This window comes from Thiobacillus sp. (genome assembly GCF_013693775.1).
GTDB lineage: Bacteria > Pseudomonadota > Gammaproteobacteria > Burkholderiales > Thiobacillaceae > Thiobacillus.
The window spans coordinates 2,440,426-2,465,032 of record NZ_CP059257.1 but is presented as its reverse complement, the minus strand read 5'-3'; the positions used below and the strand labels follow the sequence as shown (position 1 = coordinate 2,465,032).

21 protein-coding genes, 1 other RNA gene, 3 pseudogenes and 1 riboswitch are annotated in these 24,607 nt (G+C 65.2%); of the genes and pseudogenes, 8 read left to right on the top strand and 17 right to left on the bottom strand.

The window, feature by feature from the left end; all coding sequences use genetic code 11:
• The 8 genes and pseudogenes from HZY77_RS12135 to HZY77_RS12100 form a co-directional block, all read right to left on the bottom strand.
• Positions 1–1,179, bottom strand: a complete 1,179-nt coding sequence (locus HZY77_RS12135) for a glycosyltransferase (protein ID WP_296815094.1) — start codon at positions 1,177–1,179, stop codon at positions 1–3.
• A 56-nt stretch (positions 1,180–1,235) separates the two neighbouring features.
• A complete protein-coding gene (gene cobO, locus HZY77_RS12130) occupies positions 1,236–1,847 on the bottom strand; it encodes a cob(I)yrinic acid a,c-diamide adenosyltransferase (protein WP_296815091.1) in 612 nt (203 codons plus the stop codon).
• 73 nt (positions 1,848–1,920) lie between these two features.
• Positions 1,921–2,712, bottom strand: coding sequence for an ABC transporter ATP-binding protein (locus HZY77_RS12125; RefSeq protein WP_296815088.1), 792 nt, complete (start codon positions 2,710–2,712; stop codon positions 1,921–1,923).
• A gap of 124 nt (positions 2,713–2,836) precedes the next feature.
• Positions 2,837–3,688: pseudogene (locus tag HZY77_RS12120) on the bottom strand (iron ABC transporter permease); the annotation flags it as partial.
• Between the two features lie 26 nt (positions 3,689–3,714).
• Entirely contained in the window at positions 3,715–4,674 is a 960-nt protein-coding gene (locus HZY77_RS12115) for an ABC transporter substrate-binding protein (RefSeq protein ID WP_296815086.1), read from the bottom strand.
• Positions 4,652–5,656: a hypothetical protein gene (locus tag HZY77_RS12110; RefSeq protein ID WP_296815083.1), complete on the bottom strand. Its 1,005-nt coding sequence runs from the start codon at positions 5,654–5,656 to the stop codon at positions 4,652–4,654. Before HZY77_RS12110 ends, HZY77_RS12115 begins: the two co-directional genes overlap by 23 nt.
• On the bottom strand, positions 5,641–6,441 hold the full coding sequence (locus HZY77_RS12105) for a hypothetical protein (protein ID WP_296815080.1): 801 nt from the start codon (positions 6,439–6,441) through the stop codon (positions 5,641–5,643). Before HZY77_RS12105 ends, HZY77_RS12110 begins: the two co-directional genes overlap by 16 nt.
• Positions 6,428–7,114, bottom strand: a complete 687-nt coding sequence (locus tag HZY77_RS12100) for a hypothetical protein (RefSeq protein ID WP_296815078.1) — start codon at positions 7,112–7,114, stop codon at positions 6,428–6,430. Before HZY77_RS12100 ends, HZY77_RS12105 begins: the two co-directional genes overlap by 14 nt.
• Before the next feature lie 223 nt (positions 7,115–7,337).
• Positions 7,338–7,543, top strand: a riboswitch (cobalamin riboswitch).
• A 61-nt stretch (positions 7,544–7,604) separates the two neighbouring features.
• Between HZY77_RS12100 and HZY77_RS12095 the strand changes: the two genes are divergently transcribed.
• The 5 genes from HZY77_RS12095 (at position 7,605) to HZY77_RS12075 (ending at position 11,046) form a co-directional block, all read left to right on the top strand.
• Complete coding sequence (locus HZY77_RS12095) at positions 7,605–9,620, top strand: TonB-dependent receptor (protein WP_296815074.1); 2,016 nt, start codon at positions 7,605–7,607, stop codon at positions 9,618–9,620.
• A 133-nt stretch (positions 9,621–9,753) separates the two neighbouring features.
• Entirely contained in the window at positions 9,754–9,951 is a 198-nt protein-coding gene (locus HZY77_RS12090; protein WP_296658846.1) for a hypothetical protein, read from the top strand.
• A complete protein-coding gene (locus HZY77_RS12085) occupies positions 9,951–10,253 on the top strand; it encodes a cell division protein ZapA (protein ID WP_296815071.1) in 303 nt (100 codons plus the stop codon). Before HZY77_RS12090 ends, HZY77_RS12085 begins: the two co-directional genes overlap by 1 nt.
• Before the next feature lie 8 nt (positions 10,254–10,261).
• Positions 10,262–10,446, top strand: a non-coding RNA gene (gene ssrS / locus HZY77_RS12080) — 6S RNA.
• A gap of 9 nt (positions 10,447–10,455) precedes the next feature.
• The gene (locus HZY77_RS12075; RefSeq protein WP_296815068.1) at positions 10,456–11,046 is read left to right on the top strand and encodes a 5-formyltetrahydrofolate cyclo-ligase; all 591 of its coding nucleotides are present in this window, start codon (positions 10,456–10,458) and stop codon (positions 11,044–11,046) included.
• A gap of 8 nt (positions 11,047–11,054) precedes the next feature.
• Here HZY77_RS12075 and HZY77_RS12070 read toward each other — a convergent pair whose 3' ends face one another.
• The 7 genes and pseudogenes from HZY77_RS12070 to HZY77_RS12035 all read right to left on the bottom strand — a co-directional run bounded on the left by HZY77_RS12070 (position 11,055) and on the right by HZY77_RS12035 (position 19,274).
• Complete coding sequence (locus HZY77_RS12070; RefSeq protein ID WP_296815066.1) at positions 11,055–11,768, bottom strand: ABC transporter ATP-binding protein; 714 nt, start codon at positions 11,766–11,768, stop codon at positions 11,055–11,057.
• Between the two features lie 282 nt (positions 11,769–12,050).
• Positions 12,051–13,646: pseudogene (locus HZY77_RS17860) on the bottom strand (ATP-binding cassette domain-containing protein); the annotation flags it as partial.
• Between the two features lie 9 nt (positions 13,647–13,655).
• Positions 13,656–14,570: pseudogene (locus tag HZY77_RS12055) on the bottom strand (branched-chain amino acid ABC transporter permease); the annotation flags it as partial.
• Positions 14,571–14,608: 38 nt separating this feature from the next.
• Positions 14,609–15,760, bottom strand: coding sequence for a branched-chain amino acid ABC transporter substrate-binding protein (locus HZY77_RS12050; RefSeq protein ID WP_296658865.1), 1,152 nt, complete (start codon positions 15,758–15,760; stop codon positions 14,609–14,611).
• 139 nt (positions 15,761–15,899) lie between these two features.
• Entirely contained in the window at positions 15,900–16,229 is a 330-nt protein-coding gene (locus tag HZY77_RS12045) for a c-type cytochrome (RefSeq protein ID WP_296658869.1), read from the bottom strand.
• 126 nt (positions 16,230–16,355) lie between these two features.
• The gene (locus HZY77_RS12040; RefSeq protein WP_296815063.1) at positions 16,356–17,153 is read right to left on the bottom strand and encodes a DUF2189 domain-containing protein; all 798 of its coding nucleotides are present in this window, start codon (positions 17,151–17,153) and stop codon (positions 16,356–16,358) included.
• A gap of 81 nt (positions 17,154–17,234) precedes the next feature.
• Complete coding sequence (locus tag HZY77_RS12035; protein WP_296815061.1) at positions 17,235–19,274, bottom strand: thioredoxin domain-containing protein; 2,040 nt, start codon at positions 19,272–19,274, stop codon at positions 17,235–17,237.
• A gap of 87 nt (positions 19,275–19,361) precedes the next feature.
• Between HZY77_RS12035 and HZY77_RS12030 the strand changes: the two genes are divergently transcribed.
• On the top strand, positions 19,362–19,940 hold the full coding sequence (locus HZY77_RS12030; protein WP_296815058.1) for an ankyrin repeat domain-containing protein: 579 nt from the start codon (positions 19,362–19,364) through the stop codon (positions 19,938–19,940).
• A 24-nt stretch (positions 19,941–19,964) separates the two neighbouring features.
• Here the strand turns inward: HZY77_RS12030 and HZY77_RS12025 are convergent, their stop codons facing one another.
• Entirely contained in the window at positions 19,965–20,570 is a 606-nt protein-coding gene (locus tag HZY77_RS12025) for a ParA family protein (RefSeq protein WP_296815055.1), read from the bottom strand.
• An 18-nt stretch (positions 20,571–20,588) separates the two neighbouring features.
• Positions 20,589–23,366, bottom strand: coding sequence for a dihydroxy-acid dehydratase (gene ilvD / locus HZY77_RS12020; RefSeq protein ID WP_296815053.1), 2,778 nt, complete (start codon positions 23,364–23,366; stop codon positions 20,589–20,591).
• Positions 23,367–23,457: 91 nt separating this feature from the next.
• Between ilvD and lgt the strand changes: the two genes are divergently transcribed.
• The gene (lgt, locus tag HZY77_RS12015; protein ID WP_296630564.1) at positions 23,458–24,240 is read left to right on the top strand and encodes a prolipoprotein diacylglyceryl transferase; all 783 of its coding nucleotides are present in this window, start codon (positions 23,458–23,460) and stop codon (positions 24,238–24,240) included.
• Positions 24,237–24,596, top strand: a complete 360-nt coding sequence (locus tag HZY77_RS12010; RefSeq protein ID WP_296630567.1) for a VanZ family protein — start codon at positions 24,237–24,239, stop codon at positions 24,594–24,596. Before lgt ends, HZY77_RS12010 begins: the two co-directional genes overlap by 4 nt.
• The last annotated feature ends 11 nt before the right edge of the window (positions 24,597–24,607 follow it).

Here is a 24,607-nt window from a genome sequence, read left to right as displayed (position 1 = left end):
TTATGCAGGGGCGGGTATGCCTCCGGCCACCGGCCCTGTATGCAGGGTTTGATAGAGCGCGAGGATGGCTTCACCCATGCGCGCTTCGCTCCAGTTCGCCGCGTAGGTCCTGCCAGCCGCGCCGAGCGCCTGTGCCGCGGCACGATCCGTCAGCAAAGGCGTCAGCACCCGGGCAAATCCCGCGACATCGTCCGGTGCGATACGGCAGCCCTGCCCTTCCTGCAGCACGTCCTTGGTGCCCATTTCGGCCAGCCCGACCACCGGCACGCCGAGCGCCATCGCTTCCAGCAGCACCAGGCCCTGGGTTTCGGTCTTGGACGCGAAGACGAAGACATCCGCCGAGCAGTAGCAGGCCGACAATTCGGTCCGACGTTCGAGGTAGCCGACGAAGCGCACGTTGCCGGCAAGCCCGCGCTTCGCCACTGCGCGTTCGAGCGACGCGCGCGCGGGGCCCTCGCCGGCAATGACGAACAACACATCGGGCAGGCTGCGACGTGCTTGATCGGTCACCTGCAGCAGGAAATCCAGATTCTTCTCGAACGCCACCCGTCCCACATAGGCCATCACCGGACGTCCGGATGCGATGTCGTGGCGGGCGCGAAACGCGGGGCCGTCGCAGTTGGAAAAGTCGGCCAGCCGCAGCCCGGTGGGAATGATGTGGATGGGGCTGCTGACGCCATACGAAAGCAGCGCCTGCTTCATCGCCGACGACGGCGCGATCACCGCGGTGACGCCGTCGCATTCCTTGCGCGAAATCATCCGCGCCGCCGCCGCCAGCCATGGCTTCGGCAGGAAAGGCAGATAGTGGTGGAAGTATTCCTCGAACAGCGTGTGGTAGGTCTCGACGCACGGCAGGCCGTGCCTACGGGCCCAGCGCACGCCGGCGCGATGCGCCAGGAAGGGCGTGTGGATGTGGACGAGATCGAAGTCGGCGGGATCGAGCGCATCGAGTACTTGAGTGAGCGCGCGCGGATGCATCAACCGGTCTTCCGGATCGCGCGGAATCTGCCAGCCCGGCACCCGCACGACGCCAGACTCGGCGGCCGCGGCCGGGTAGTCCGGCGTCACCAGCAGACTGCTGTGCCCCGCTTCGGTCAGCGCCTGGCGCAGGGTTTGGATCGACGTGGACACGCCGTTGACGCGCGGGAAATACACGTCGGACACCATCAGGATACGCACGGCAGACTCCGCCAGAAGCAAAGCCCGTGTTGTATGGCAAGACGGTTACAGGTTGATTACAGGTCGATGCCGGGCTGCGCCTTCACGCCGGCGCGGAAGGCGTGTTTTTCGTCGGCGATGATCGACACCGTGTCGGCCAGCTCGATCAGCGCGTCGGACGCGGCGCGCCCGGTGACGATCACGTGCTGCATCGGCGGCCGGTTGGCCAAGGCGTCGAGCACGACGTCGCTGTCGAGGTAGCCGTAGCTCAAGAGGTAGGTCAGTTCGTCGAGCACCACCAGCTGATAGGATGGGTCGCCCAGCATGCGCGCGGCGATCGCCCAGCCGCGTTCGGCGGTTGCGATGTCCTGTGCGCGGTTTTGCGTATCCCAGGTGAAGCCGTCGCCGGTGACGTGCCACTCGACGCCGGGCTGCCTGCCGAGGAAGGCTTCTTCGCCGGTATCGGTACGGCTCTTGATGAACTGCACCACGCCGACCTTCATGCCGTGGCCAAGCGCGCGCGCCATCGTGCCGAAGGCCGAGGTGCTCTTGCCCTTGCCGTTGCCGGTGATGACGAGGAGCAGGCCGCGTTCGTCGGTGGCGGCGCCGATGGCCGCATCGATCAGGGCCTTTTTGCGTGCCATTCGCGCGGCATGGCGGGCATTGCGATCTGCGGATTCAGTATTCATGGCAAGTCGGGGAAGCGGGAACAGAGGACAGCATAGAGCAAACGTCCGGGGGCAATGTACCCTATCCGCGGCTTCAGGCCGACGCCAGGCCCGGGAATGGATGCCGCGCGGGTTGATCCGGCCGCGCGATGAAATCGATGATCGCCTGGGCGCCCGTGCCCTGGACGCAGGCATCCACATCAAAGGCCGCGCTGATGCGCGAGGACGTCAAGGTCGACGCGGTCGGGCCATAGGCAAGCAGCCGGCCGCCACGCATGATGGCGACATGGGTGGCATAGCGCGCCGCCAGGGTCAGGTCGTGGATCGACGCGATGATCAGTCGGCCATCGCGCGCCAGCGCGGCCAGGCGCGCAACCCCGTCCATGGCATGTCTCGGGTCCAGGCCGGAAAGCGGTTCGTCGGCGATGACGATCTCCGGCTCGCCAACCAGCGCCCGCGCCAGCATGGCNCGGGCCAGTTCGCCGCCGGACAGGGTGGTGGCGGGCTGACCCGTTTTATGGCTCAGGTCGCACAGGGCGAGCGCCGCCTCGACCTTGCGCCATGCCGCCCTGTCCAGGTCACCGAAAACAGGGAGTTGCGGCATGAGTCCCAGGGCCACCAGACGCTCGACGGCCACCGGCCACTCCACCCGGGCATTTTGGGGAATATAGGCGCGGCGACGTGCAAGCACGCGCCGGTCGATGGCACGGATGGGTCGGGCGTCGAGCCGCACCTGGCCGCGGGACGGCCGTTCCAGGCCGCTCAGCATGCGAATGAGCGTGGATTTTCCGGCGCCATTGGTCCCCAGCAAGGCGACGAACTGTCCGCTCTCGCATACAAGGTCGATATTGCTGACGAGGCTGCGCCCGGCAATGTCGTAGCTCACGTTCTCGGCGTGCAGGACGGTCACGGCGACAGCCTCCGCAAGCGCAGGACCAGCCAGAAGAAGAAGGGGTGCCGACCAGGCTCGTGAGCACGCCAAGCTTGAGTTCCGCGCTCGTGGGAATCACGCGGATGGCGATGTCGGTCACCAGCAGCAGGAGGGCGCCGAACACGGCCGACGGCAGAAGAATCCGGCTGGGTCGATACCCGACGAAGGGGCGGACGAGATGGGGCGCGACAAGCCCCACAAAGCCGATGGCGCCCGCCATCGCCGTGGCCGCGCCGACCGAAAGCGCCACCCCGGCCAGCGCGAGCGCCCGCAGCCTGTTCAGGTTGACGCCCAGACTCTCGGCCTGCGCTTCGCCCAGCGTGAGCGCATCAAGCCCGCGCGGCGTGGCCGCCAGGCATAGCCAGCCTGCCAGGACGAAGGGCGTACACAATGCGATCTGACGCCATTCCCTGTCGGCAACCGACCCCAATAGCCAGGTGGTGATTTCATACGCTGCGTAGGGGCTGGGCGCGAAATTCAGGGCCAGGGCCAGCCCGGCCGCCGCGAGGCCCGACACCGCCGAACCGGCCAGGATCAGCGTCAGCGTCCCGCTACGTCCGAACAGAAACGTCAGCGCGCCCGCAACCAGTGCCCCCGCTATGCCCAGCAGCGGCGTGGCCAGGGCAAACCGGGCGGCCAGACCGAAATAGATCGCGATGACCGCACCCAATGCCGCGCCACCCGATACGCCCAGCAGCCCCGACTCCGCCAGCGGATTGCGCAACAAACCCTGCAGCACCGCGCCCCCAAGGCCCAGCGTCGCGCCGACCATGAGCGCCAGCACGGTACGGGGTATGCGCAGCTCGGTCACGATCAGCCAAGCGAGATTGGGTTTGGGCGCTGCCAGCCCGTCGAACAACACGGCGGGCGGCAGCCAGACCTTCCCGATCACCAGGGATGCGCCCGCCGCCAGCAGCAGCAGGGCCAGCATCAGCGGCATGGGATCCTGGCGCAGCCTTACCATCGCGGCCGATCGACTGGAAGTTCGCGGTACAGCTTACGCAGCGCGATCGCCGCATCGGCTGATTGCGGCAGGCCGCACGCATAGGCGGCATCCGGATAGCCGATCCGGCGCCCACGCCAGTATCGTTCGATCAACGGATGCATGGATTGCGCATCCTGCAAGGATGGGCCCGACCATCGGGTTTCGCCTTGCAGGATGGCGTCGGGCCGGGCTGCCAGCAGCTCTTCCAGCCCGAAACTGCCATACCGGTTGTCGGGAAGGTGGGCGGCGATATTGTCTGCGCCGGAGGCCGCAATGATCTCGTTTGTCAGCGTGCCCTTGCCCGGCACGGCCTGGCTGCCGCTCCACGCGACAACCCGCAGGGGCCGGGCGGGCTGATGGGAGGCGAGCCACGCCAGTTTCCTGTCCATCTCCGCCAACAAGGCATGGGCCTGGCCGGGTTCGCCCACTGCCAGGCCAACCTGACGGACGACCCGGCGGATATCCGCAAAGCTGTTGGCAGCCCCGACTTCGACCACGCGTGCGCCGACCGCCTTCGCCAGCTTGCGGGCCATCGGGGCGGAATCGGTGCCGGCAAGTATCAGATCCGGCTTTTGCAGCAGGATCTCCTCGGCGGTTCCGTGGTTGACGGCGACGCCCATATCGGCCCCCGGCAACAGGGCCTCGACTGCATCGTGGGCCAGATAGGTGATCGACGCGATCCGATCCTTGGGTACCATCATCAGGAGCAGTACATCGTTGCACAGCATCATCGACATGATCCGGGTCGGCTTCCCGGCCGCGACCGGTGCGGGCAATGCGCCGGTTGACGCGCCGTCCGACGGCAGGCCTTCCGTCCCCGTGGCCGGGCCGGCACAAGCCGGAAGGAGCAGACACATCAGCGGCAGGCACGCCAGCCGCCGACACACGCTTGCCGCTTTCAACGACAGCTCATTCTTCCTCGGCGTGGTCATGATGCGCGCGCCACGCGGCGACCAGGTCGCCCGGACTGCGTTGTGCGATCCGCCGCAGGGTCAGGCGGGCGACCGCGCGGCCGCGCCGGGTGGTCGGCCAGGCGAATGCGTCGGGACGGATTCCCGACGCGACGGCCGCTTCGACGCCGGCACGGATACGCGCCTCGCCTGGCACGCCATGGCGATCCAGCAATTTCCGGAAGTCGGCGTCCAGTTCGGGTTCGAACGGCACGCGCCGCCCCAGCGCATCGCGCCAGGGCGAACGCGGATTGAACATCAAGACCGGCTGAAATCCACGCGGAATGGGCGCGTTCGCATCGTGGGTCCGTCCCGACTGGATGAGCTGAGGCAGAAGGTGTGTATGCGGACCTTCCGGGCTCTCGCCGTCGGGCGGCGGGATGGCGGCAAAGACCTCGATCCTGCCGGCAGGCGAAATCAGCACCCGGTGGGGCTGGGCACGCAGGACATCGGCCATCAATGCACCGCCATGGGGGCCGAAGACGTCCTGGTTTTGCAACGCGAGCAATGTGTCGATCAGGCGCGCGTCGCGGGTCCGCAGGCAGAACCGCACATGGCCGATCCCGGCCCCCAGGTCGAAAATCGCGACGTCGCGATCTTCGTCGCGCACCGCGTCGGTATCGTGTCCCAGCGACTGGATGACGCCACGGCGCGCCCTGTCGGGAACCGGCAGGCAAAAGGCCAGCGAATGCCCCCAGCTTTCCCCGTCGCCCGACAGGGTGTCGTAAGCCAGCATGCGCGGCTCGACATCCAGGTTGATCCGGATGGCGGCACGCGCCGTGTACAGGCACTGCGCACTTGCGGTGATCGTCCGCGTGGCGGGCTCGTCGTCATCCCGGACAAACTCGCCAACCGCACCAAACGTACCGATGCTCCAGCCATGCCGCGTATCGTCCAGCAATCTGCCGACCAACGCCGCATAGCCGCTGGCGTATCGATGCTCGATACTCATTTCGCCCGGCATACCCACTCCCGATTCCTGACAATGCGTTCCCGATCCTGGATGACAGGACAGCTCGGACAGAAACGGCGGCGGAAACCCTTGTGCTGGAGGCAGCACGCCTTGAGTATCTGGCACACCTCCGAGCGGTCACCGCTCGCGATCACATACGTTTCCGGCAGCGCGCGCCAACTCCGGATGCCGCGCCAGCAAGGCGCGGGCCGTCCTGACGGCCTGCTCACGGTCGCCAAGCAACTCGCCGATCGTGGAAAACTGGGCCAGCCAGGACGAGGCCAGCATCGACCATAAGGCGTGGCGGGAATAGCCGGACCAGCGCCGCAGGCTTCCAGTACCGGCTCGCTGAATGCCAGCAGACTGGCGAGCACGCCGGGGCCGATATCGGCCGGATTGCGGCTCGCCTGGAGATCAGCCTGCCGGATCCAGACGCCTTCGACCAAGGTGGACGCGGAAAAGCGCAGCGCGAAATCATGGATGCGAAGCGTCCGCCGCTCTGCGAGATAGGCCGCAATGATGGGCCCCGCCGCCCAGCCATGGCGTAACAGCAGTGACGCCGCGGCCGCCCGCCTGTTTGCGCCGAAACCGGCGTCTGCCAGATGGACGATGAAATCGGCCAGCGCACCGGTTTCCGGCGTCATCAGCGCGTCCGCCTGGATCCAGTCGTCCGGGTCGTGAGGGTCCACCGTAACCCTGAGCGCGCCGGTCAAATGCGACAGTCGTTCGAGCAGTACCGGTACCGTCACATCCGGCTGGAAAGGGGCCTGCCCCATCTCGCCGCTATGCCGCCTCATAGTGCCCAAAGCCTTTGCTGGTCTGATCGAACGCCTCCGGTTCCCGGCCGAGATAGCGGAAGGAAATATCCCGCCACATCGACAGCCGAGACCAATCCGGCCGCTCGGCAAGCCGGTCCCCAGGCAACACAAAAGGATTGGCGAAATAGATGGTCAGCATGGATACGCCCGCCGCGTTGCGCATCTCGAATCCCCAGCTGTTGGGCGCACCCCGATCATCCAGGGTGCGAAAGATGCTGGCGTCCGCCGGGCGCAACCCACGCATCCGCGCCTCGCGGTCCGAGTCCGCATCGGGGGTGTCCGATCCGATGCACAGATGGAAGTGGGGGCCGTTGAACCCGATCGTCAGGAATTCGCCATCCCGCTCGATCAGGTCAGGCGCACAGGGACATGTCCACTCATACGCCGCGCCACTGACAGACGGGCCAAAAATCAACTGGTCCCAGTAGCACAGGAACGTGTCCGCCAGAAAATCGTGAAGCGTGTCCGGATCGGTCGGCATCGGCCAGCGATGAACGCGCGGCTTCCCCGCGCCATCCCGTTCGATGATGGGCTTGCGCCCTCCACGCTGTTTTGCCATTCCCGTTCCCTCCGGTTTACCGCCCACCCCACCCTCGATCTCAGAAATCACAGGACAGGAGGCTGTATCAAGGTGATACCGCTTCAAATGCATTTACCGGTCCACACCCGCCGCCGGAACCCCATATTAAACAATAAAAAATGTTTTTTCCAGATTAATCCAACATTAATTCATCAATGTTCAAATAAACAAAATATCTATTTCAATAGATTGATTTATATGAATAAAATTCAGGATATTTCGCAGATAGCGAAAAACTATGGCGCTCATAGCTTTCCGTTATTCGCTGGTTAATTTGACAGAATCGATTAAATAAATAAGAATCCGGCAATCAGGTGCCAGAAACGATCTTCTATCGTCCTGGATAAACGGGAATCAGGTGCGTGGCGCAATGCCACCATGCCTGGGCTGCCCCCGCAACGGTAAGCGTTAAACGATGCATCACACACGCCACTGGATTCGTCCGGGAAGGCGATGCATGCGGCGCGAGCCCGGATACCGGCCTGAACCCCGCGTGACCTGCGTCACGCGGCGGATCGTGCAACGTGCCCGCGGGGAATCGGGCACCCAACCGGAAACCATCATGCGTCAAACCTCTCTCGCCCTTGCCCTCGCCACGGGCTTCGCGATACCCGCCTACGCGGAAACCCTGCCGGAATTCGTCAGTGAAACGATCGTCGTCACGCCAACGCGTTTCGAAGAGCCCACACCCGCCACGCCCGGCAATCTCGTCGTGATTACGCGGCAGGATATCGAGCGGACACCGGCAACCAGCGTCCCCGATCTCCTGGCAGGGATCGTGGGTACGACGGTCATCCCGCTTTACGGGTCGCTCGGGATTGATTCCGCCGTGAGCTTGCGCGGCGCGGGAAGCGGCGGTACGGCTACCAGCAACACCCTGGTGCTGCTCAACGGGCAGCGTCTGAATCCCATCGACTCGGGGTCGATAGACTGGTCATTGATTCCCCTGGCGAGCATCGAGCGCATCGAGGTCATGCCGGGAAGCGGGACGGTTCTATACGGCGACCGGTCCAGTGGCGGTGTCATCAACATCATTACCAAGAAAACGGCCGACACGCGCTACGCCAGCGTCGGCGTGGGCAGTCATGGCACGCGTGAACTCAGCCTTCAGGCGGGCGGCGCGACAGGCGGAATCGATTCCAGCCTGTATTTCCAATACGGCGCGAGCGATGGCTGGAGAACAAACAGCGACCAGCGGCGCTATGCACTGGGCGGCCGGATCAATTTCCTGAATCAACACGATCTGCACGGCTTCGTCGATCTTGCCGCCTTCGACGAAAAGCTGGGCTTCCCGGGCGGCTTGTGGCGCGCCGAGTATCTTGCCGATCCTGCCCAGTCGCGCCATCCGNGGGACCGGTCTGACCGCAATGGCTTCAGGATTCGCCCCGGCGTAATGGTCAATCTGTCGGAGGACATTGCACTGGACGCCGATCTTGTCCTGTCGCGGGACGAACGCAGCGGCTTCAGCGACGCAACCAATCCGGTGGAACAGACCCGTGACCTGTCGCGCGATTTCATTTCGTTCAGTCCCAAACTCAAGATCAAGCATCGTCTCGGTGGATTCAGCAACCATGCCACGGTGGGCTACGATTATTTCAGGGGAACCGCGGACAGCCGGACCTCGCCGACCGGATTCCAGTCCTACACGCAAAACGCCTCGCAGACGAGCCATGCACTCTACGCCCAGAACATCATGGAACTCACCGAGCGCCTGGCCTGGACGCTCGGCATGCGCGTGCAGCGACAGCGGCAGTCTGCAGAGCAGTCTGCGTATACGACCTACTATGGTGCGCCCCAGCCTGCCCTGTCCGGCCACTCGGTCGACACGCGGGAAGCGTACGAAACGGGCATGACCTATCGGACCGGCGACTGGAAATTCTATGGCCGGCTCGGGACGAGCTTCCGCTTCCCCAATACCGATGAACTGTATGGATTGGACCCGATCACCTGGGACCCGGTTTTCGCCATTGGCCTGAAGCCGCAGCATGGAATCGTGTATGAGGTCGGCGCCACGAAANAAATGACGCGGGGCAGCCTCTCCCTCAGCGTCTACCAACAGAACCTGAAGGACGAAATCACCTCCGACCCCAATGGCGGCAACATGAACGTCGGCAAGACGCGGCGCCTGGGAAGCGAGCTGAGCGCCAAGCTCAACATCACGGACACCCTGCATGGAAACGTCGGCGTTACGCTCGAAGACGCCCAGATCCGGGCCGGTGCTTACGCGGGGCGCGAGATGCCGCTGGTGCCCGGTGTCCAGGCGAGCGCAGGCTTGAGCTGGGATGCGAGCCCGGGTACGGTCTACGCCGCACGGCTGAATCATGTGGGAAAACGCCGATACGGGGATGATTACGGGAATGACGCCGGTTATCTGTCCGGCTACACGACGCTTGATCTGGTGGCGAGCTGGCGAATCCGCGACTGGAAGATCGACGCCAAGATTCTCAATGCGGCCGACAGACGATATGCCGCGTACGCAGGCTATGGTTTCAATTCCGGGACGTTTGCCAACGATACGTTCTACTATCCCGCCGACGGCAGAACATTCGGCGTCGCAGCGCGGTACGACTTCCGCTAATCTTCGGTGTCGTCGGCCGGTTCCGGAGTGATTGGGATCGGCCGAGCCGGCTGCGGGAGTCGTGCCGGTACCGGGTGTGCATATCTGCTGCGGAGCCGATTGACCGGCCGCACGCCGCCCCTATAGTCGCGCCATGCACGCCGAACTCGATACCCTTGAAGCCAAGATCCGCCAGGTGGCCGAGTTGTGCCACACCCTGCGGCAGGAAAACATCGCGCTACGCCAGCAGCTGCTGGCTGCGCAGCAGGACAGCAGGCAGCTGACGACCCGCCTGGATGCCGCCAGGACGCGCCTGCATGCGCTGCTCGACACCTTGCCGGAGGACGTGTGATGGCCGGCCCCCGCTCGATCGAAATCAATATCCTGGGCCGCGCCTACAAGGTGGCGTGTTCGCGCGAGGAGGAATCGGCCCTGATCGCGGCGGCCGATTATCTCGACGAGAAAATGCGCGAGATCCGCGACAGCAGCAAGGTGATCGGCGCCGAACGCATCGCCATCATGGCGGGCCTCAACCTGGCGCACGACCTGCTGACCCAGGGCGGCGGCGGCCTGATCGAGGAAGCACGCGCCCGGCTGACCCATTGCAACACCCTGCTCGATTCAGTGCTGGAAGATCAGGACAAACTCTTCTAAACTGGTGCTGCTCCCTGCGGTGTTCGAGGCTGGTTGCAATTTCTCTGAACCAATGCATACGTGCAAGGCTGCGGTCTATTCCGGTGCGGGTGTGCGCGTGACACGTCTCATGTGCCCAAAGCGCCTTTGATTGCGGCCATCTTGAACCCAGGTTCAAGAGTCCGCAGCCAGTCACGGCACAGGCGGGGAGCCCTTATTCCCGATGGACAAAGCCACCCTCAGACGTCAACTCAAAGCCGCACGCAGCGCGTTCAAACCGGCTGAGCGCCGGCACGCCGCGCGCGCTTCCNTGCGCCTGGCGCTGCGCCACGGGCTGTTGCTGCGGTCGCAACGGATCGGCTTCTATCTGCCGCAAGGCGGCGAATTCGACGCCCACCTCCTGCTCAACCAAGCCCTCTGCATGCAGCGCGAATGCTATCTGCCTATCCTGCCGCGTCGCGGCCGGATGATGCGCTTCGGCCGGGTGGGCCGCAACACGCGCATGCAGCCCAACCGCTACGGCATCCTCGAGCCGCTGGATGCCAAGCCGCTGCGCGCACGCCAGCTCGACCTGCTGCTGATGCCGCTGGTGGGGTTCGACAAACAGGGCTACCGGCTGGGCATGGGCGGCGGCTACTACGATGCGACGCTAGCGTTCATGCGCCACCGGCGGCTGTGGCGGAAACCGCGGCTCATCGGGATTGCCTACGAATGCCAGCAGGCGGAGACGCTGCCGCACGATCCGTGGGACATGCCGCTCGACGCGGTGCTGACCGAGCGCCGGCTGCACCGCTTCATTTCAACCCCTCCCTGACGCAGGGCTTAGTCGCCCAGATAGGCCTGGCGCACTGCCGGATTGGCGGACAGCTCGGCCGCAGGGCCGCTCAGCGTGACGGTGCCGTTTTCCAGCACATAGCCGCGCGCGCAGGTCTTCAGCGCCAGATGCGCGTTCTGTTCGATCAGCAGCACGGCCACGCCGCCCGCCGCGATCCGGCGGATGATGTCGAACACCGCCTGCACCATCAAGGGCGCCAGTCCCATGCTCGGTTCGTCCAGCAGCAGCAGACGCGGACGCGCCATCATTGCGCGTCCCAGCGCCAGCATCTGCTGTTCGCCGCCGGACAGCAGCCCAGCGAGCTGTGCGCGGCGCTCGGTCAGGCGCGGAAGCAAGGCATAGACCTGGTCGAGATCGCGCGCAATCTCGGCGCGATCGCACCGGGCGTAGGCACCCATCATCAGATTCTCGGCGACCGACATGCGCGGAAACACGCCGCGCCCCTCGGGCACCAGCGTCAGGCCGCGCCGCGCCACCTCGTGCGCCGGCAGCCGGGTGATCGACTGGCCGTCGAAATGCACGCTGCCGCCGTGCGGCGCCAGAAGGCCGCTGACGGCCTTGAGCGTGGTGGTCTTGCCCGCGCCATTGGCACCGATGAGGCAGACCATTTCGCCCGGCGCCACCTCCAGGCTGAGCTCACGCACCGCGTGGATACCGCCGTAGGCGACCGACAAGCGGTTGATCGCCAGCAATGCGCTCATAGTGTTTCGTCCCCGAGGTAGGCGGCGATGACCTTGGGGTCGCGGNCTAACCACGTCGGGCGTGCCCTCGGCAATTTTCACGCCGTAGTCGAGCACCGCCAGCCGGGTGCACAAGCCCATCACCAGCTTCACGTCGTGCTCGATCAGCAACAGCGTCAGTCCGTCGGCCTGCAGCTGCAGCAGCAGTTCGCGCAAAGCCGCACGCTCGGCTGGATTCATCCCGGCGGCAGGTTCGTCGAGCGCCAGCAGCCTCGGTTCGGTCGCCAGCGCGCGGGCAATCTCGAGCCGGCGCTGATCGCCATAGGGTAGGTTTTTGGCCAGGCGATGGGCGTGCTGCGCAATCCCCACGCGCTTGAGCAAGGCATGGGCGCGTTCGCGCGAATCGGCTTCCTCGCGACGCGTGCCGGGCAGGCGCAACACCGCACCGACGACGCCGCTGGTGGTGCGCGCATGGCGGCCGACCAGCACGTTCTCGAGCGCGGTCATTTCCGCGAACAGGCGGATGTTCTGGAAGGTGCGCGCCAGGCCTGCGTGCAGGACCTGGTGCGGCTTGCGGCCGTCAATCCGCTGGCCGTTCAGGCGGATCTCGCCGCGGTTGATCGAATACAGTCCGGTGAGCGCATTGAACAAGGTGGTCTTGCCCGCGCCATTGGGGCCGATGAGACCGAATATCTCGCCCGTATGAACCTGCAGCGAAATATCGGAGAGCGCCTGCAAGCCGCCAAATGCCTTGCTTACGCCGGAAACCGTCAACAGCGGCGTCGATCCTGCATCGGGCTTGCCCGATGGAGAGGGAGCGGCCTTGGGTGCACTCATCCCTGCGCGTCGGCGAATTCGCGGCGGCGGCGCGTCGAGGGCAGGAGCCCGGCGGGACGGTACAGCATGACCGCAACCAGCGCCACGCCGAACAGCAGCATGCGCAGATCCGCCGGATCGATATAGACGTGACCGAACAGATTGCGCTGCCAGTCGCCGGTATAACGCAGCGCCTCGGGCAGCAGCGTCAGCACCACCGCGCCGAAGATCNACGCCGGGAATATGCCCCATGCCGCCGAGGACGATCATGCACAGGATCATGATCGACTCCATGAGGTTGAACGACTCGGGGCTGATGAAGCCCTGGAAGCTGGCGAACAGGCCGCCCGCCAGGCCGCCGAAGGTGGCGCCCATGGCGAACGCCAGCAGCTTCAGGTTGCGCGTGTTGATACCGGTCGCCGCGGCGGCGATCTCGTCCTCGCGGATGGCCACCCAGGCGCGGCCGATGCGCGAATCCTCCAGCCGCATCGAAATGAAGATCACCATCAGCGTGAACAGCAGGAACAGATAGTAGGTGAGATGGATGCCGGTGAAGGTATAGCCGAAGAGTGCATGCGACTGGCTCAGGTCGAAGCTGCCGAGGCGTACCGGATCAATCAGGTTGATGCCTTGCGGGCCGTTGGTGATGTTGACCGGCGCATTCAGGTTGTTCAGGAAAATGCGGATGATCTCGCCGAAGCCCAGCGTGACGATGGCGAGGTAATCGCCGCGCAGCCGCAGGGTGGGCGCACCCAGCAAGACGCCGAACAGCGCGGCCAGCGCGGCGCCCAGCGGCAGGACCGCCCAGAACGGCAGGTGCAGGCCGAAATGCGGACTGGAGAGCCAGGCGTAGACGTACGCGCCCAAGGCATAGAACGCGACGTAGCCGAGGTCGAGCAGCCCGGCGTAGCCGACGACGATGTTCAGTCCGAGCGCCAGGATGACATACAGCAGTGCAAGATCGAGCAGCCGTACCCACGAACGCCCCAACCCGGCGTCGACCAGAAAAGGCAGCAGCGCCAGCCCCAACGCCAGCAAGCCGAACGTCAGCCAGCGCGACCGTGTTTTATTCAAGCTAAGCACGCTCGACNNAACACGCGCTCCCAACAAGCCCGAGGGACGGAACACCAGCACCGCGATCAGCACGAAGAATGCGAACACGTCCTGGTAGTTGCTGCCGAGGAAGCCGCCGGTCAGGTCGCCGATGTAACCCGCGCCGAAGGACTCGATCAGCCCCAGCAGCAGGCCGCCGAGCATCGCGCCGCCCAGATTGCCGATGCCCCCNAGCACCGCCGCCGAGAAGGCCTTGAGGCCGAGCAGGAAGCCCATGTAGTAGTGCGCCAGACCGTAATACGCGCTGACCATGACCCCGGCCACCGCCGCCAGCGCCGATCCGATCGCGAAGGTGGCGGCGATCACCCGGTTGACGTCCACCCCNATCAGGCTTGCCACCTGGCGCGACTGCGCGGTGGCGCGCATGGCCCGGCCGAGCCGGGTCTTCTGCACCATCAGGATCAGCAGCAGCATGATGGCCGTGGCCAGCAGCAGGATGGCGATCTGCACGTCGGTGATCGACGCGCCGTAGAGCGTGTGCCGGCCCTGCGGCAGGATGGCGGGAAAGGGAAGGTATTGCTTGCCCCAGATCAGCATCGCGACGTTCTGCAGGATGATCGAGACGCCGATTGCCGTGATGAGCGGGGCCAGGCGCGGCGCATGCCGCAGCGGCCGGTAGGCGACACGCTCGATCAGGAGACCCAGCGCCACGCACACCGGAATCGCCACCACCAGGCCCGACGCCAGCACCAGCACGCCCGGCAGCCCGGGCGCCGCCAGCGCCAGGGCGCCGATCACGGACAGCGCCACCATCGCCCCCATCATGGTGATCTCGCCGTGGGCGAAATTGATGAGTTCGAGGATGCCGTACACCATGGTGTAGCCCAGCGCCACCAGCGCGTAGACGCTGCCGAGCACCAGGCCGTTGATGAGTTGTTGCAGGAAAATGTCCATCTATGCGCCTGCTGAGACCCGGTTGAATTCAGCTCAGCTTACTTGCCGCTTTGCACGGTTTCGAGCGTTTGCCACTTGCCATTCTTCACCTGATACAGCGTCACCGCACCGCCGGCGAGGTCACCCTTGGCATCGAAGCGAATGTGGCCGGTCACCCCTTGATAATCGGTCTTCGGCAGTTCGGCCAGATACTTGGCGGGGTCGCTGGAGTCGGCGCGTTTCATTGCGGCGATCAGCACATGCATGGCGTCGTAGGCATAGGGGGAATAATTCTGGATCTGGCCGTATTTGGCTTCGAACTTGGCCTTGAATGCGCTACCGCCCGGCATCGCGTCGAGCGGCAGGCCGGGGTTGGACGCCACCGCGCCCTCGGCAGCGGCGCCGGCCAGTTCGATGAAATTGGGCGTCTGCGCACCATCACCGCCGAGGAATTGCGCCTTCATGCCGAGCTGTTTCATCTGCTTGATCATGGGTGCAGCCTGCGGATCCATCCCGCCGAAGAACACCAGATCGGGCGATTTGCCCTTGATCGAAGTGAGGATCGCCATGAAGTCGGTCGAGCGGTCGGACGTATATTCGCGCGCCACCACGTCGCCGCCGGCCGCCTTGGCCGCCTTCTCCACCTCGTCGGCCAGCCCCTGGCCATAGGCGGTCCGGTCGTCGATGATGGCAATGCGTTTCGCGCCCAGTTTGGTCACCGCGTAGTCGCCCAGCACGGTTCCCTGCTGCGCATCGTTGGTCATCACGCGGAAAGCCGTCTTGAACCCGGATGCCGTGTAGGCCACGGCAGTGGCCGACGGTGAAATCTGCGGAATGCCATTGTCGGAATAAATCTTGGAAGCCGGGATCGTGGCACCCGAATTGAGGTGGCCGATCACGCCGACCACGCCTTCGTCGACCAGCTTCTGCGCCACGGTGGTGGCGGTCTTGGGATCGGCCGCGTCATCCTCGCTGCGCATTTCGAGCACGACCTTCTTGCCGCCCAGCGTGAGCCCGGCGGCATTGATTTCATCCAGCGCCATGCGTGCGCCGTTTTCGTTGTCCTTGCCCAGATGCGCCTGCGGGCCGGTGAGNGGNGAAGCCTGGCCGATCAACACCACCTGGCTATCGCCATTCTGCTGCGGCTTGTCGCCACATCCTGCGACCAGCACTGCCGCTGCCATCACCCAAGCCAGCCTTCGACCCGTCATCTCGGTCTTCTCCGCAATCAAACTGAAACGGGGAATTTATACCACAAAGCCAGCGGCGACCGGCTTTCCAGCTGCCCGGAAAGCCAAGGCCGGCGTAAACGCCGGCCTTGGCTTTCGATCTGAATCGGGTCGTCGAGAATTATTTCAGGGTCAGAATCCAGGAAACGATCTTCTCGGCATCTTCGTTGCTGACCTGCGGGTTCGGGGGCATGGGAATCTGGCCCCAGACGCCCTTGCCGCCGGCTTTCACCTTGGCGACCAGATGGGCTTTCGCGCCTTTGTCGCCCGCATATTTCTTGGCGACATCCTTGTAGGCCGGGCCGACGATCTTCTTGTCCACGCCATGGCAGGACAAACAGGCGTTCTTCTGGGCCAGGGCCATGGCCGCAGCCGGGTCATCCGCAGAGGCTACGCCGGACATCAACAGCAGCGCAGCAGACGCTGCGGTCATCATCAACTTGTTCATCATTATTACAGTCTCCGTGGAAGTCGGGTTGGGCGCGTTTGAGACATCTCGCGTCTGCAATATTAAGGGAAATCCCTTTCCACGCAAGGCAGGGGCTTGAGTATTTGCTACCAAGCCCCGGGGGTAGAGTTATTCGCGTTCGATCAGTTCGCGGTAAGCATGCCAGCTGGCATGCCCCAGCCACGGAAATATCACCGCCATCGCAATGAAGTCGGTCGCCATGCCGATCACGACCAGACCCGCGATCAACACGCCCCACAACAGCATCACCGGAAAATTCAGCCGGGTCGCCATGAAACTGGTGACCAGTGCCGTGGCGAAATCGACCTTGCGGTGCAGCAGCATGGGCAGCGAGACCACGGAGAAGCTGAACACCATCAAGGCCAGCATGCCGCCGAACGCCAGATAGGCCAGGACGAAATCGGTGTGCTGCTGCACCGCGGACAGGGTCAGCAATTCGGACAGGCCGCCGATGCCCGATCCGTTCAGGAACAAGCCGACCAGAATGGCCGAGATGCGCTCCCAGACGGAGAGCACGAACACCAGCGTCAGCGCAAACAAACCCAGCGAAGCGGGATTGGCGCGCCACGACAACAGGGGAACGAAGAGGCTCGGCAGCTTGTGGTGGTGCTCCAGGCGGTGGCTCACACAATAAAACACCGTGGCCAGCACCGGCGCGATGAACAGGAAACCCGAGGTCAGCGCCATCGCCAGATGCGGCTTGTCTTCCGTCGCATGCACCAGGCCGTATCCCAGCAATGCAAACACCACGCCGTANAAGAGGCTCAGCGGCCATGCCTTGGCCATGTCCTGCGCGCCCGCACGCAGCCAGTGGAAGGGCTGCTCGAATGTCACGCTGCGGATTGCCGGCAGGTTCATGCGCGCGGCCTGCGGGTGGAAAACCGGGTGTTCAGTATGTGTGCTCATGCTCGCTCCTGATGACAGACAGACTGTTTGTTTGATAGCAGGCGGCGGCGCGGGTTCCTAATAGCAAATACTGATAAAGCCTTATTCCAGCACGCTATCCAGGTCGACCACTGGCGGCTGGCAGGCGGTGCCGCTGCAGATCCAGGCCGTGGGGCGTTCGGGCGCCGGCTTCGCCAGCGCATCGGGCAGGGTCAGCCCGTTGGGCAAAGCCAGCATCAGGTCATGCGCGCCGAGTCGCGGTGCCAACGCGTGCGTCCATGCCTGCAAGGCGGATGCCGGGCCGCGCAACAGAATCACGCGCGGCGGCACCAGCGATTCGTCGAGCACGGCCAACAACGTGGGATACGCGATCGGCTGCTGGATCAGATGCGCATGGAACATGTTCAGGCAGCGGGCGCTGGCGTCGAGGTAGCGCACCTCGCCTAGCAGATGGCCCAGCCGCTGCAGGGCGAAGGCCGCCACGCCGTTGCCCGAAGGCGTCGCGTTGTCGTAGCCGGGCTTGGGACGCGTGATGAGCGCCTCGTGGTCATGACTGGTGAAGAAAAAGCCGCCCGCGTCGGCATCCTCGAAATGTGCCAGCAGGGCATCGGCAAGCTCGCGCGCCCAGGCCATGTCGACTTCGCGATAGCGGGCCTGCATGGTTTCCAGCAGCGCATCGAGCAGGAACGCATAGTCGTCGAGATAGGCGTTCAATCGTGCCACGCCGTGCTTGGTGCTGGCGAGCAGGCGCCCGTCGCGCCACACATTCCGATGCAGGAAGTCGATCGCCTCCTGGGCCGCATCGATCCAGTCGGGACGCGCCATCACCCGCCCGGCATGCGCCAGACCGGCGATCATCAGCGCGTTCCAGCTGGTGAGCTGCTTGTCGTCGCGCCCGGGACGCACGCGCGTCTCGCGCGCGGCAAACAGCTTGGCCCGCGCATTCGCCAGCCGCGCCGCGGCAACTTCGTCGCCCAAGCCCAGCTCGGCCGCGACCTCGGCCAACGGGCGCGCCAGGACGGGATTCCAATGCGCGTTCTCGAAATTGGGCGGCCCATCGAAACCGTATACCGGCGCCGCCACGGCGTATTCCTCGGGCGTCAGCTGCGCACGGACCTCATCGGGCGTCCACACGTAAAACTTGCCTTCATGACCTTCGCTGTCGGCATCCAGCGCCGAATAGAACCCGCCCTGCGGGGCGTGCATTTCACGCAGCAGCCAGCCGACGATGCCTTCCGCCGTGTCCCGGAACAGGGTCTCGCCGGTCAGCGCCCAGGCGTCGGCATACAGATGCAGCAGCGGGCCATTGTCGTAGAGCATTTTTTCGAAGTGCGGGATGATCCACTGCTCGTCGACCGAGTAACGGCAGAATCCTCCACCGAGCTGGTCGACCACCCCGCCCGACGCCATCTTGCGCAGCGAGAACAGCGCCATCTCACGCGCCTGCGCATTGCCGCTGCGTTGCGCCCTACCCCTACCCGGATTGGCTTGGCGCAGCAGGAAGAACAGCTCGCCGGGACGCGGGAACTTGGGCGCACGCGAGAAGCCGCCCCACACCGGATCGAAGGCCTGCGCGAGGTCGCGCACGGCCTGGGCGAGCGGCGCATCGGTCAGTGCCTCAGGCATGCCCGCATCCGGCTGCTGCTGCGCGAGCGCGGCGCGCACCGCCTCGTTCTGCGCCAGCACTTCGCCGCGCCGCTCGCGCCAGGCGCGCGCGACGTTTTCCATCAGGTCGATGAAGCCGGGCAACTGGTAGCGCGGCGTCCTGGGAAAATAGGTGCCGGCGAAGAACGGCGTCTGGTCGGGCGTGAGAAACACCGTCAGCGGCCAGCCGCCGCCGCGCTGGGTCAAGAGCTGATGCGCCGTCTGGTAGATCTGGTCGAGGTCGGGGCGCTCCTCGCGGTCGACCTTGATGTTGACGAACAGGCGGTTCATCACTGCCGCCACCTCGGCATCCTCGAAGCAGTCGTGCGCCATCACGTGGCACCAGTGACAGGCCGAATAGCCGATCGACAGCAGGATGGGCTTGTCCTCGCGGCGTGATTTTTCCAGGGCTTCCTCGCCCCACGGGTACCAGTCGACCGGGTTGTCGGCGTGCTGCAGCAGGTAGGGACTGGGTTCGGTAGCAAGACGGTTGGGCATGGCGACAGAGCCTCGCAGGCTAATAGTTGATTAAATCAGTCAACAATTGTACGCTTGCTGCAATCCCGAACAAAAGCAGGAGCTCCCATGTCCCAGGAATTATTCGCAGCCGCCCAGTCGGGCGATGTCGCCCAGATCAAAACACTGCTCGAGGCCGGCGCCGATCACGCCGCTGTCGACGAAGCCGGCGAAACCGCATTGATGCACGCTGCCCACGGCGGCCATGTCGCCGCGGTGCAACTGCTGATCGCCGCCGGCGCCGACGTCAACGCCAAATCGCCGCAAGGCTGGACGGCGCTCGCCAAGGCCGCCTACAACAGCGAAACCGAACGCGGCTACGTCGAGGTCATCGAGGTGCTGCACGAGGCGGGCGCCTCGCTCGACGAACGCATCTTCTTCGGCATCACGCCGCTGATGCTGGCGGCCGGCGGCGGCGACGCCCAGGTCGTGGAATGGCTGATCAACACCGGGGCCGGCGTGCTCGCCGCCAACGAAGGTGGCCGCACCGCGCGCATGATGGCGGACGACAAGTTCTATGTGGATGTGATCAACCTGCTGCACGAAGCCGAGCAACAACTGGGCGTATCGGTAGACGGCTCGTGCTCGTCCACCCGGGGTGTGGCCAAACCCCAGGTCGTCAACCTGATGAAGCCGACCACGCACTGACGTGCGTGGGGCTGGCCGGGGCGCCTAGCGGTCCAGCCAGTCGATCAGGCCCTGCCACTGTTCCACGTCGCGCTCGGCGATGTGGGGCGGCAGGTCGAACAGGCTCTTGCCCTCGAACGCGGCGTTGACGTAATGCTGGGTGTTGCGCAGATGCGCGAGCACCGGTAGGTCCTGCTGCGCCATGAACTGTTCCAGCGTGACGCCGGCGCGCGTGCGCGGATCCACGCGCATCCCCACCACGCCGACGAATGCATGGCCCTTGCGCACCGCCTTTTCGGCATGCAGCGCGGCGAGGAAATCCTGACTGGCGCGAATGTCGAACAGCGACGGGGCGATCGGCACCGCCACCTTGTGCGCCAGCTTCAGCGCCCGTTCGAGACTCTTTCCATGCAGCCCGGCGGGTGAATCGATCACCAGCCAGTCGCTGTCCGCCTTCTGGCCTTCGCGCATCAGTTCGATCTCCGGCAATGCCCCATCGCGCATCGCCAGCCACTGGGTGGCGGACTTCTGCCGGTCGAGATCGAGCAAGGCGACGCGTTGACCCTGCGCCGCCAGATAGCCGGCAAGATTGGTCGACAGCGTCGTCTTGCCGCTGCCGCCCTTGGGGTTGGCCACCAGAATCACGCGCATACCGCTTTCTCCCTTTGGTTACATCGCTTCCACGCTGTAGGTCACGGACATCGTATGCGTTTCGCCCGGCGCCACGGTGACGACATTGTCCATCGCGTTGGCCGATTCGACGCACACCATCTCGCGCCAGCCGGCACCGGATTTTCCCTTGCCCATGTCGCCCATTTTCTCGGCTTTCTCGGTCCACGGCGTCCACACGATGGTCGACTGCGAACCCGTCTTGGCGATGCGGATGCGGCGCTTGAGGCCGGCGTCGACGATCACGCAATCGGCCGGCGTGTTGACGTAGACGCGGTCGACCTCGCCGTCGAAACCGATGGCGCCGCTCTGTTTCCGGGTGGCGAAGTTGTCGACCTTGTCGTGGTAGGTCGCGCCTTCCAGCCCGGCGACCTTGACCGCGCCGATATCGCTGATGTGGAAATAGGTATGCAGCGCCTCGCCGATCTGGATCGGCGCAGTCCCCGTGTTGGTGGTGGCCAGATGCATCTCCAGCTTGTCGCCGACGATGACCGTCAGCGACAGCCGCGTGGCATGCGGCCACTGCGCGCGGGTCTGCTCGTTGTCCAGCAATTCCAGGGTAATTTCAGTTTTGGCATCGTTGCGCTTGCGGCTGCCGGTCACCGTCCAGGGAACGGTACGGGCGAAGCCGTGCGCCGGGAACGAAGCCGCGCTGGCATGCGCGCCGAACCACGGCCAGCACACCGGCGCGCCGCCACGGATGGATTTGCCCGGCGCGAACTTGGCGGCGTCGGACACCCACACCACCGGCGCGTGCTGCGACTTGGGACGGAAGCTCACCACGTGCGCGCCCTGCAGGCAGATCGTCGCGCGGCCGGCGTGGTTGTCGATGTCGGCATACGTGAGACCGCCGGCGCCGACGCGGAAGCTGAGCTGGCCGGGAATGGCGAAGCGCGCCAGCGGGTCGGCGTGCGCCTGCGCCTCGGTCGGGTGCTCGACCAGGCTGACGTCGCGCACCGCGCCGAAGGCGGCCGAGGTCGCCATCGCCGCATAGGCGCGCAGCGCAGGCGAGACCTCACGCGCACGGTTGACCGGTTTCCAGGCCTGCGCACCCTTGGCGTCCATCGCGGCGCGGCGGCGTTCGAGTTCGGCGTCGCTCACCGCGACCTTGATCGTGCGATTGGGAATGTCGATCTCGATGCGGTCGCCCTCTTCCACCAGGCCGATGGCGCCGCCCTCGGCCGCTTCCGGCGAGGCGTGGCCGATGGAGAGCCCTGAGGTGCCGCCCGAGAAGCGGCCGTCGGTGATGAGCGCGCAGACCTTGCCGAGGCCCTTGGATTTCAGGTACGAGGTCGGGTACAGCATTTCCTGCATGCCGGGGCCGCCGCGCGGGCCTTCGTAGCGGATCACGACGACGTCGCCGGGCTGGATGTGGTCGCCGAGGATGGCGTCGACCGCAGCGTCCTGCGATTCGAACACGCGCGCCGGGCCGGAGAATTTGAGGATGTGCTCGTCGACACCCGCCGTCTTGACGATGCAGCCGTCCAGCGCGAGGTTGCCGTACAGCACGGCCAGTCCGCCGTCCTTGGAGTAGGCATGCTCGATGTCGTGGATACAGCCGTTGACGCGGTCGTCATCGAGCTTGGCGAAGCGCCGATCCTGCGAGAACGCGGTCTGCGTCGGCACGCCGCCGGGCGCGGCGCGGAAGTAGTCCTTCACGTCCTTGTTCATGGTGCGGCGGATGTCGTAGACATCAATCTGCTCGCCGAGCGATTTCATCAGCACGGTCGGCACCTCGCGATGCACCAGTCCGCCGCGTTCGAGTTCGCCGAGGATCGCCATCACGCCGCCGGCGCGGTGCACGTCTTCCATGTGGTAGGTCTGGATCGACGGCGCGACCTTCGACAGGTGCGGCACGCGGCGGCTCATGCGGTCGATGTCGGCCATCGTGAAGTCGACGCCGGCCTCGTGCGCCGCGGCCAGCAGGTGCAGCACGGTGTTGGTCGAACCACCCATGGCGATGTCGAGCGCGATGGCGTTCTCGAACGCGTCGAAGCTGGCGATCGCGCGCGGCAGCACGGTGGTGTCGCCGTCGTCGTAGTAGCGGCGCGCGTTCTTCACGATCAGGCGGCCGGCGGCGAGGAACAGATTCCGGCGGTCGGCGTGGGTCGCCAGCAGCGAGCCGTTGCCGGGCAGCGACAGGCCCAGCGCCTCGGTCAGGCAGTTCATCGAGTTGGCGGTGAACATGCCCGAGCACGAACCGCAGGTCGGGCAGGCCGAGCGCTCGAGCTGGTTGACCTTCTCGTCGCTGAACTTGGCATCGGCCGCCGACACCATGGCGTCGACGAGGTCGAGCTTGATGGTCTGCTTGTCCCACACCACCTTGCCCGCTTCCATCGGCCCGCCGGAGACGAACACCGTCGGGATATTGAGGCGCAGCGCGGCGTTGAGCATGCCGGGGGTGATCTTGTCGCAATTGGAGATGCACACCAGCGCGTCGGCGCAGTGGGCGTTGACCATGTATTCGACCGAGTCGGAGATAAGGTCGCGGCTCGGCAGCGAATACAGCATGCCGCCGTGGCCCATGGCGATGCCGTCGTCGACCGCGATGGTGTTGAATTCCTTGGCCACGCCGCCCGCCGCCTCGATCTCGCGCGCCACCAGTTGGCCCATGTCCTTCAGATGCACGTGACCCGGTACGAACTGGGTGAACGAGTTGGCGATCGCGATGATCGGCTTGTTGAAGTCGCCGTCCTTCATGCCGGTGGCGCGCCACAGTGCGCGTGCCCCCGCCATGTTGCGGCCACGGGTGGTTGTCCAGGAACGATAGTCAGGCATGTTGGTCACTCAGGCAATCTATAATCAGCCAGTCATTTTACCCGCGCTTTGACCTCCCTGAATCCCACCTTCTGAATCCCGACCCCGACCCATGCTCGTCCATCCCCAATTCGACCCCGTCGCCCTGCAGCTTGGGCCACTCGCCATCCACTGGTACGGCCTCATGTACCTCGTCGCCTTCGTCCAGGTGATCCTGCTCGGGCGCTGGTGCATCGCGCACCGGCCGTGGACCGGCTGGACGCAGCAGATGCTCGACGACGTGCTGTTCTACGGCGTGCTCGGCGTCATCCTCGGCGGCCGGCTCGGCTACGTGCTGTTCTACAAGCCCGGCGACTATTTCGCCCACCCGCTCGACATCTTCAAGGTATGGGAAGGCGGCATGAGCTTTCATGGCGGCTTTCTCGGCGTCATCATCGCGATGGCCCTGTTCTCGCACCGCCACAAGCTGCGCTGGCTCGCCGTCACCGACTTCATCGCCCCGCTGGTCCCGCTGGGCCTGGCCGCCGGCCGGCTCGGCAACTTCATCAACGGCGAACTGTGGGGACGCGCCACCGACCTGCCCTGGGCCATGATCTTCCCGCAGGCCGGCGACGGCATCCCGCGCCACCCGTCCCAGCTCTACGAATTTGCCGGCGAAGGCCTGCTGCTGTTCGCCATCCTGTGGCTCTATTCGCGCAAGCCGCGTCCGGTCGGCGCCGTCTCCGGCGTGTTCCTGATCGGCTACGGCAGCCTGCGCTTCCTCGCCGAATTCGCCCGCGAGCCCGACAGCTTCCTCGGCCTGCTGGGGCTGGGGCTTTCCATGGGGCAATGGCTCTCCATGCCGATGATCGTCGCCGGCCTCATCTTGCTGCGCTGGTCGCTGCGGCGCGCATGATCGTCCGCCTCTGGAAGGGATGCGGCTGGCTCGGCGTCGCCGCCGCCCTGGTGCTGTCGCTGACCCCGCCTGTGATCAACGAAGCCGGCCACACCGACAAGATCGTGCACCTGACCGGTTACGCCGTGCTGATGTTCTGGTGGGCGCAGATCGTCGTCCGCCGCCGCTGGCGGCTCGCCCTGGCCGTCGTGCTGTTCGGCGGTGCCATCGAGCTGCTGCAGGGCCTCACCCCGGATCGCGACCCCGACATATTCGACGCGCTGGCCAACACCGGCGGCGTCCTGCTCGGCTGGTTCGCCGCCCGCCTGCTCCCCAACCTGCCGGACACCCTCGGAAAGCTCTTCCGGCCCCGCTAGAAACGAGGCTA

Excerpts from the sequence above, each read along its gene's own strand:
- cobO (WP_296815091.1), bottom strand. The coding sequence starts at position 1,847 with ATGAATACTGAATCCGCAGATCGCAATGCCCGCCATGCCGCGCGAATG.
- HZY77_RS12115 (WP_296815086.1), bottom strand. The coding sequence starts at position 4,674 with ATGACCACGCCGAGGAAGAATGAGCTGTCGTTGAAAGCGGCAAGCGTG.
- HZY77_RS12110 (WP_296815083.1), bottom strand. The coding sequence starts at position 5,656 with ATGCCGGGCGAAATGAGTATCGAGCATCGATACGCCAGCGGCTATGCG.
- HZY77_RS12105 (WP_296815080.1), bottom strand. The coding sequence starts at position 6,441 with ATGAGGCGGCATAGCGGCGAGATGGGGCAGGCCCCTTTCCAGCCGGAT.
- HZY77_RS12100 (WP_296815078.1), bottom strand. The coding sequence starts at position 7,114 with ATGCATTTGAAGCGGTATCACCTTGATACAGCCTCCTGTCCTGTGATT.
- HZY77_RS12090 (WP_296658846.1), top strand. The coding sequence starts at position 9,754 with ATGCACGCCGAACTCGATACCCTTGAAGCCAAGATCCGCCAGGTGGCC.
- HZY77_RS12085 (WP_296815071.1), top strand. The coding sequence starts at position 9,951 with ATGGCCGGCCCCCGCTCGATCGAAATCAATATCCTGGGCCGCGCCTAC.
- HZY77_RS12070 (WP_296815066.1), bottom strand. The coding sequence starts at position 11,768 with ATGAGCGCATTGCTGGCGATCAACCGCTTGTCGGTCGCCTACGGCGGT.
- HZY77_RS12045 (WP_296658869.1), bottom strand. The coding sequence starts at position 16,229 with ATGATGAACAAGTTGATGATGACCGCAGCGTCTGCTGCGCTGCTGTTG.
- HZY77_RS12035 (WP_296815061.1), bottom strand. The coding sequence starts at position 19,274 with ATGCCCAACCGTCTTGCTACCGAACCCAGTCCCTACCTGCTGCAGCAC.
- HZY77_RS12030 (WP_296815058.1), top strand. The coding sequence starts at position 19,362 with ATGTCCCAGGAATTATTCGCAGCCGCCCAGTCGGGCGATGTCGCCCAG.
- HZY77_RS12025 (WP_296815055.1), bottom strand. The coding sequence starts at position 20,570 with ATGCGCGTGATTCTGGTGGCCAACCCCAAGGGCGGCAGCGGCAAGACG.
- ilvD (WP_296815053.1), bottom strand. The coding sequence starts at position 23,366 with ATGCCTGACTATCGTTCCTGGACAACCACCCGTGGCCGCAACATGGCG.
- lgt (WP_296630564.1), top strand. The coding sequence starts at position 23,458 with ATGCTCGTCCATCCCCAATTCGACCCCGTCGCCCTGCAGCTTGGGCCA.
- HZY77_RS12010 (WP_296630567.1), top strand. The coding sequence starts at position 24,237 with ATGATCGTCCGCCTCTGGAAGGGATGCGGCTGGCTCGGCGTCGCCGCC.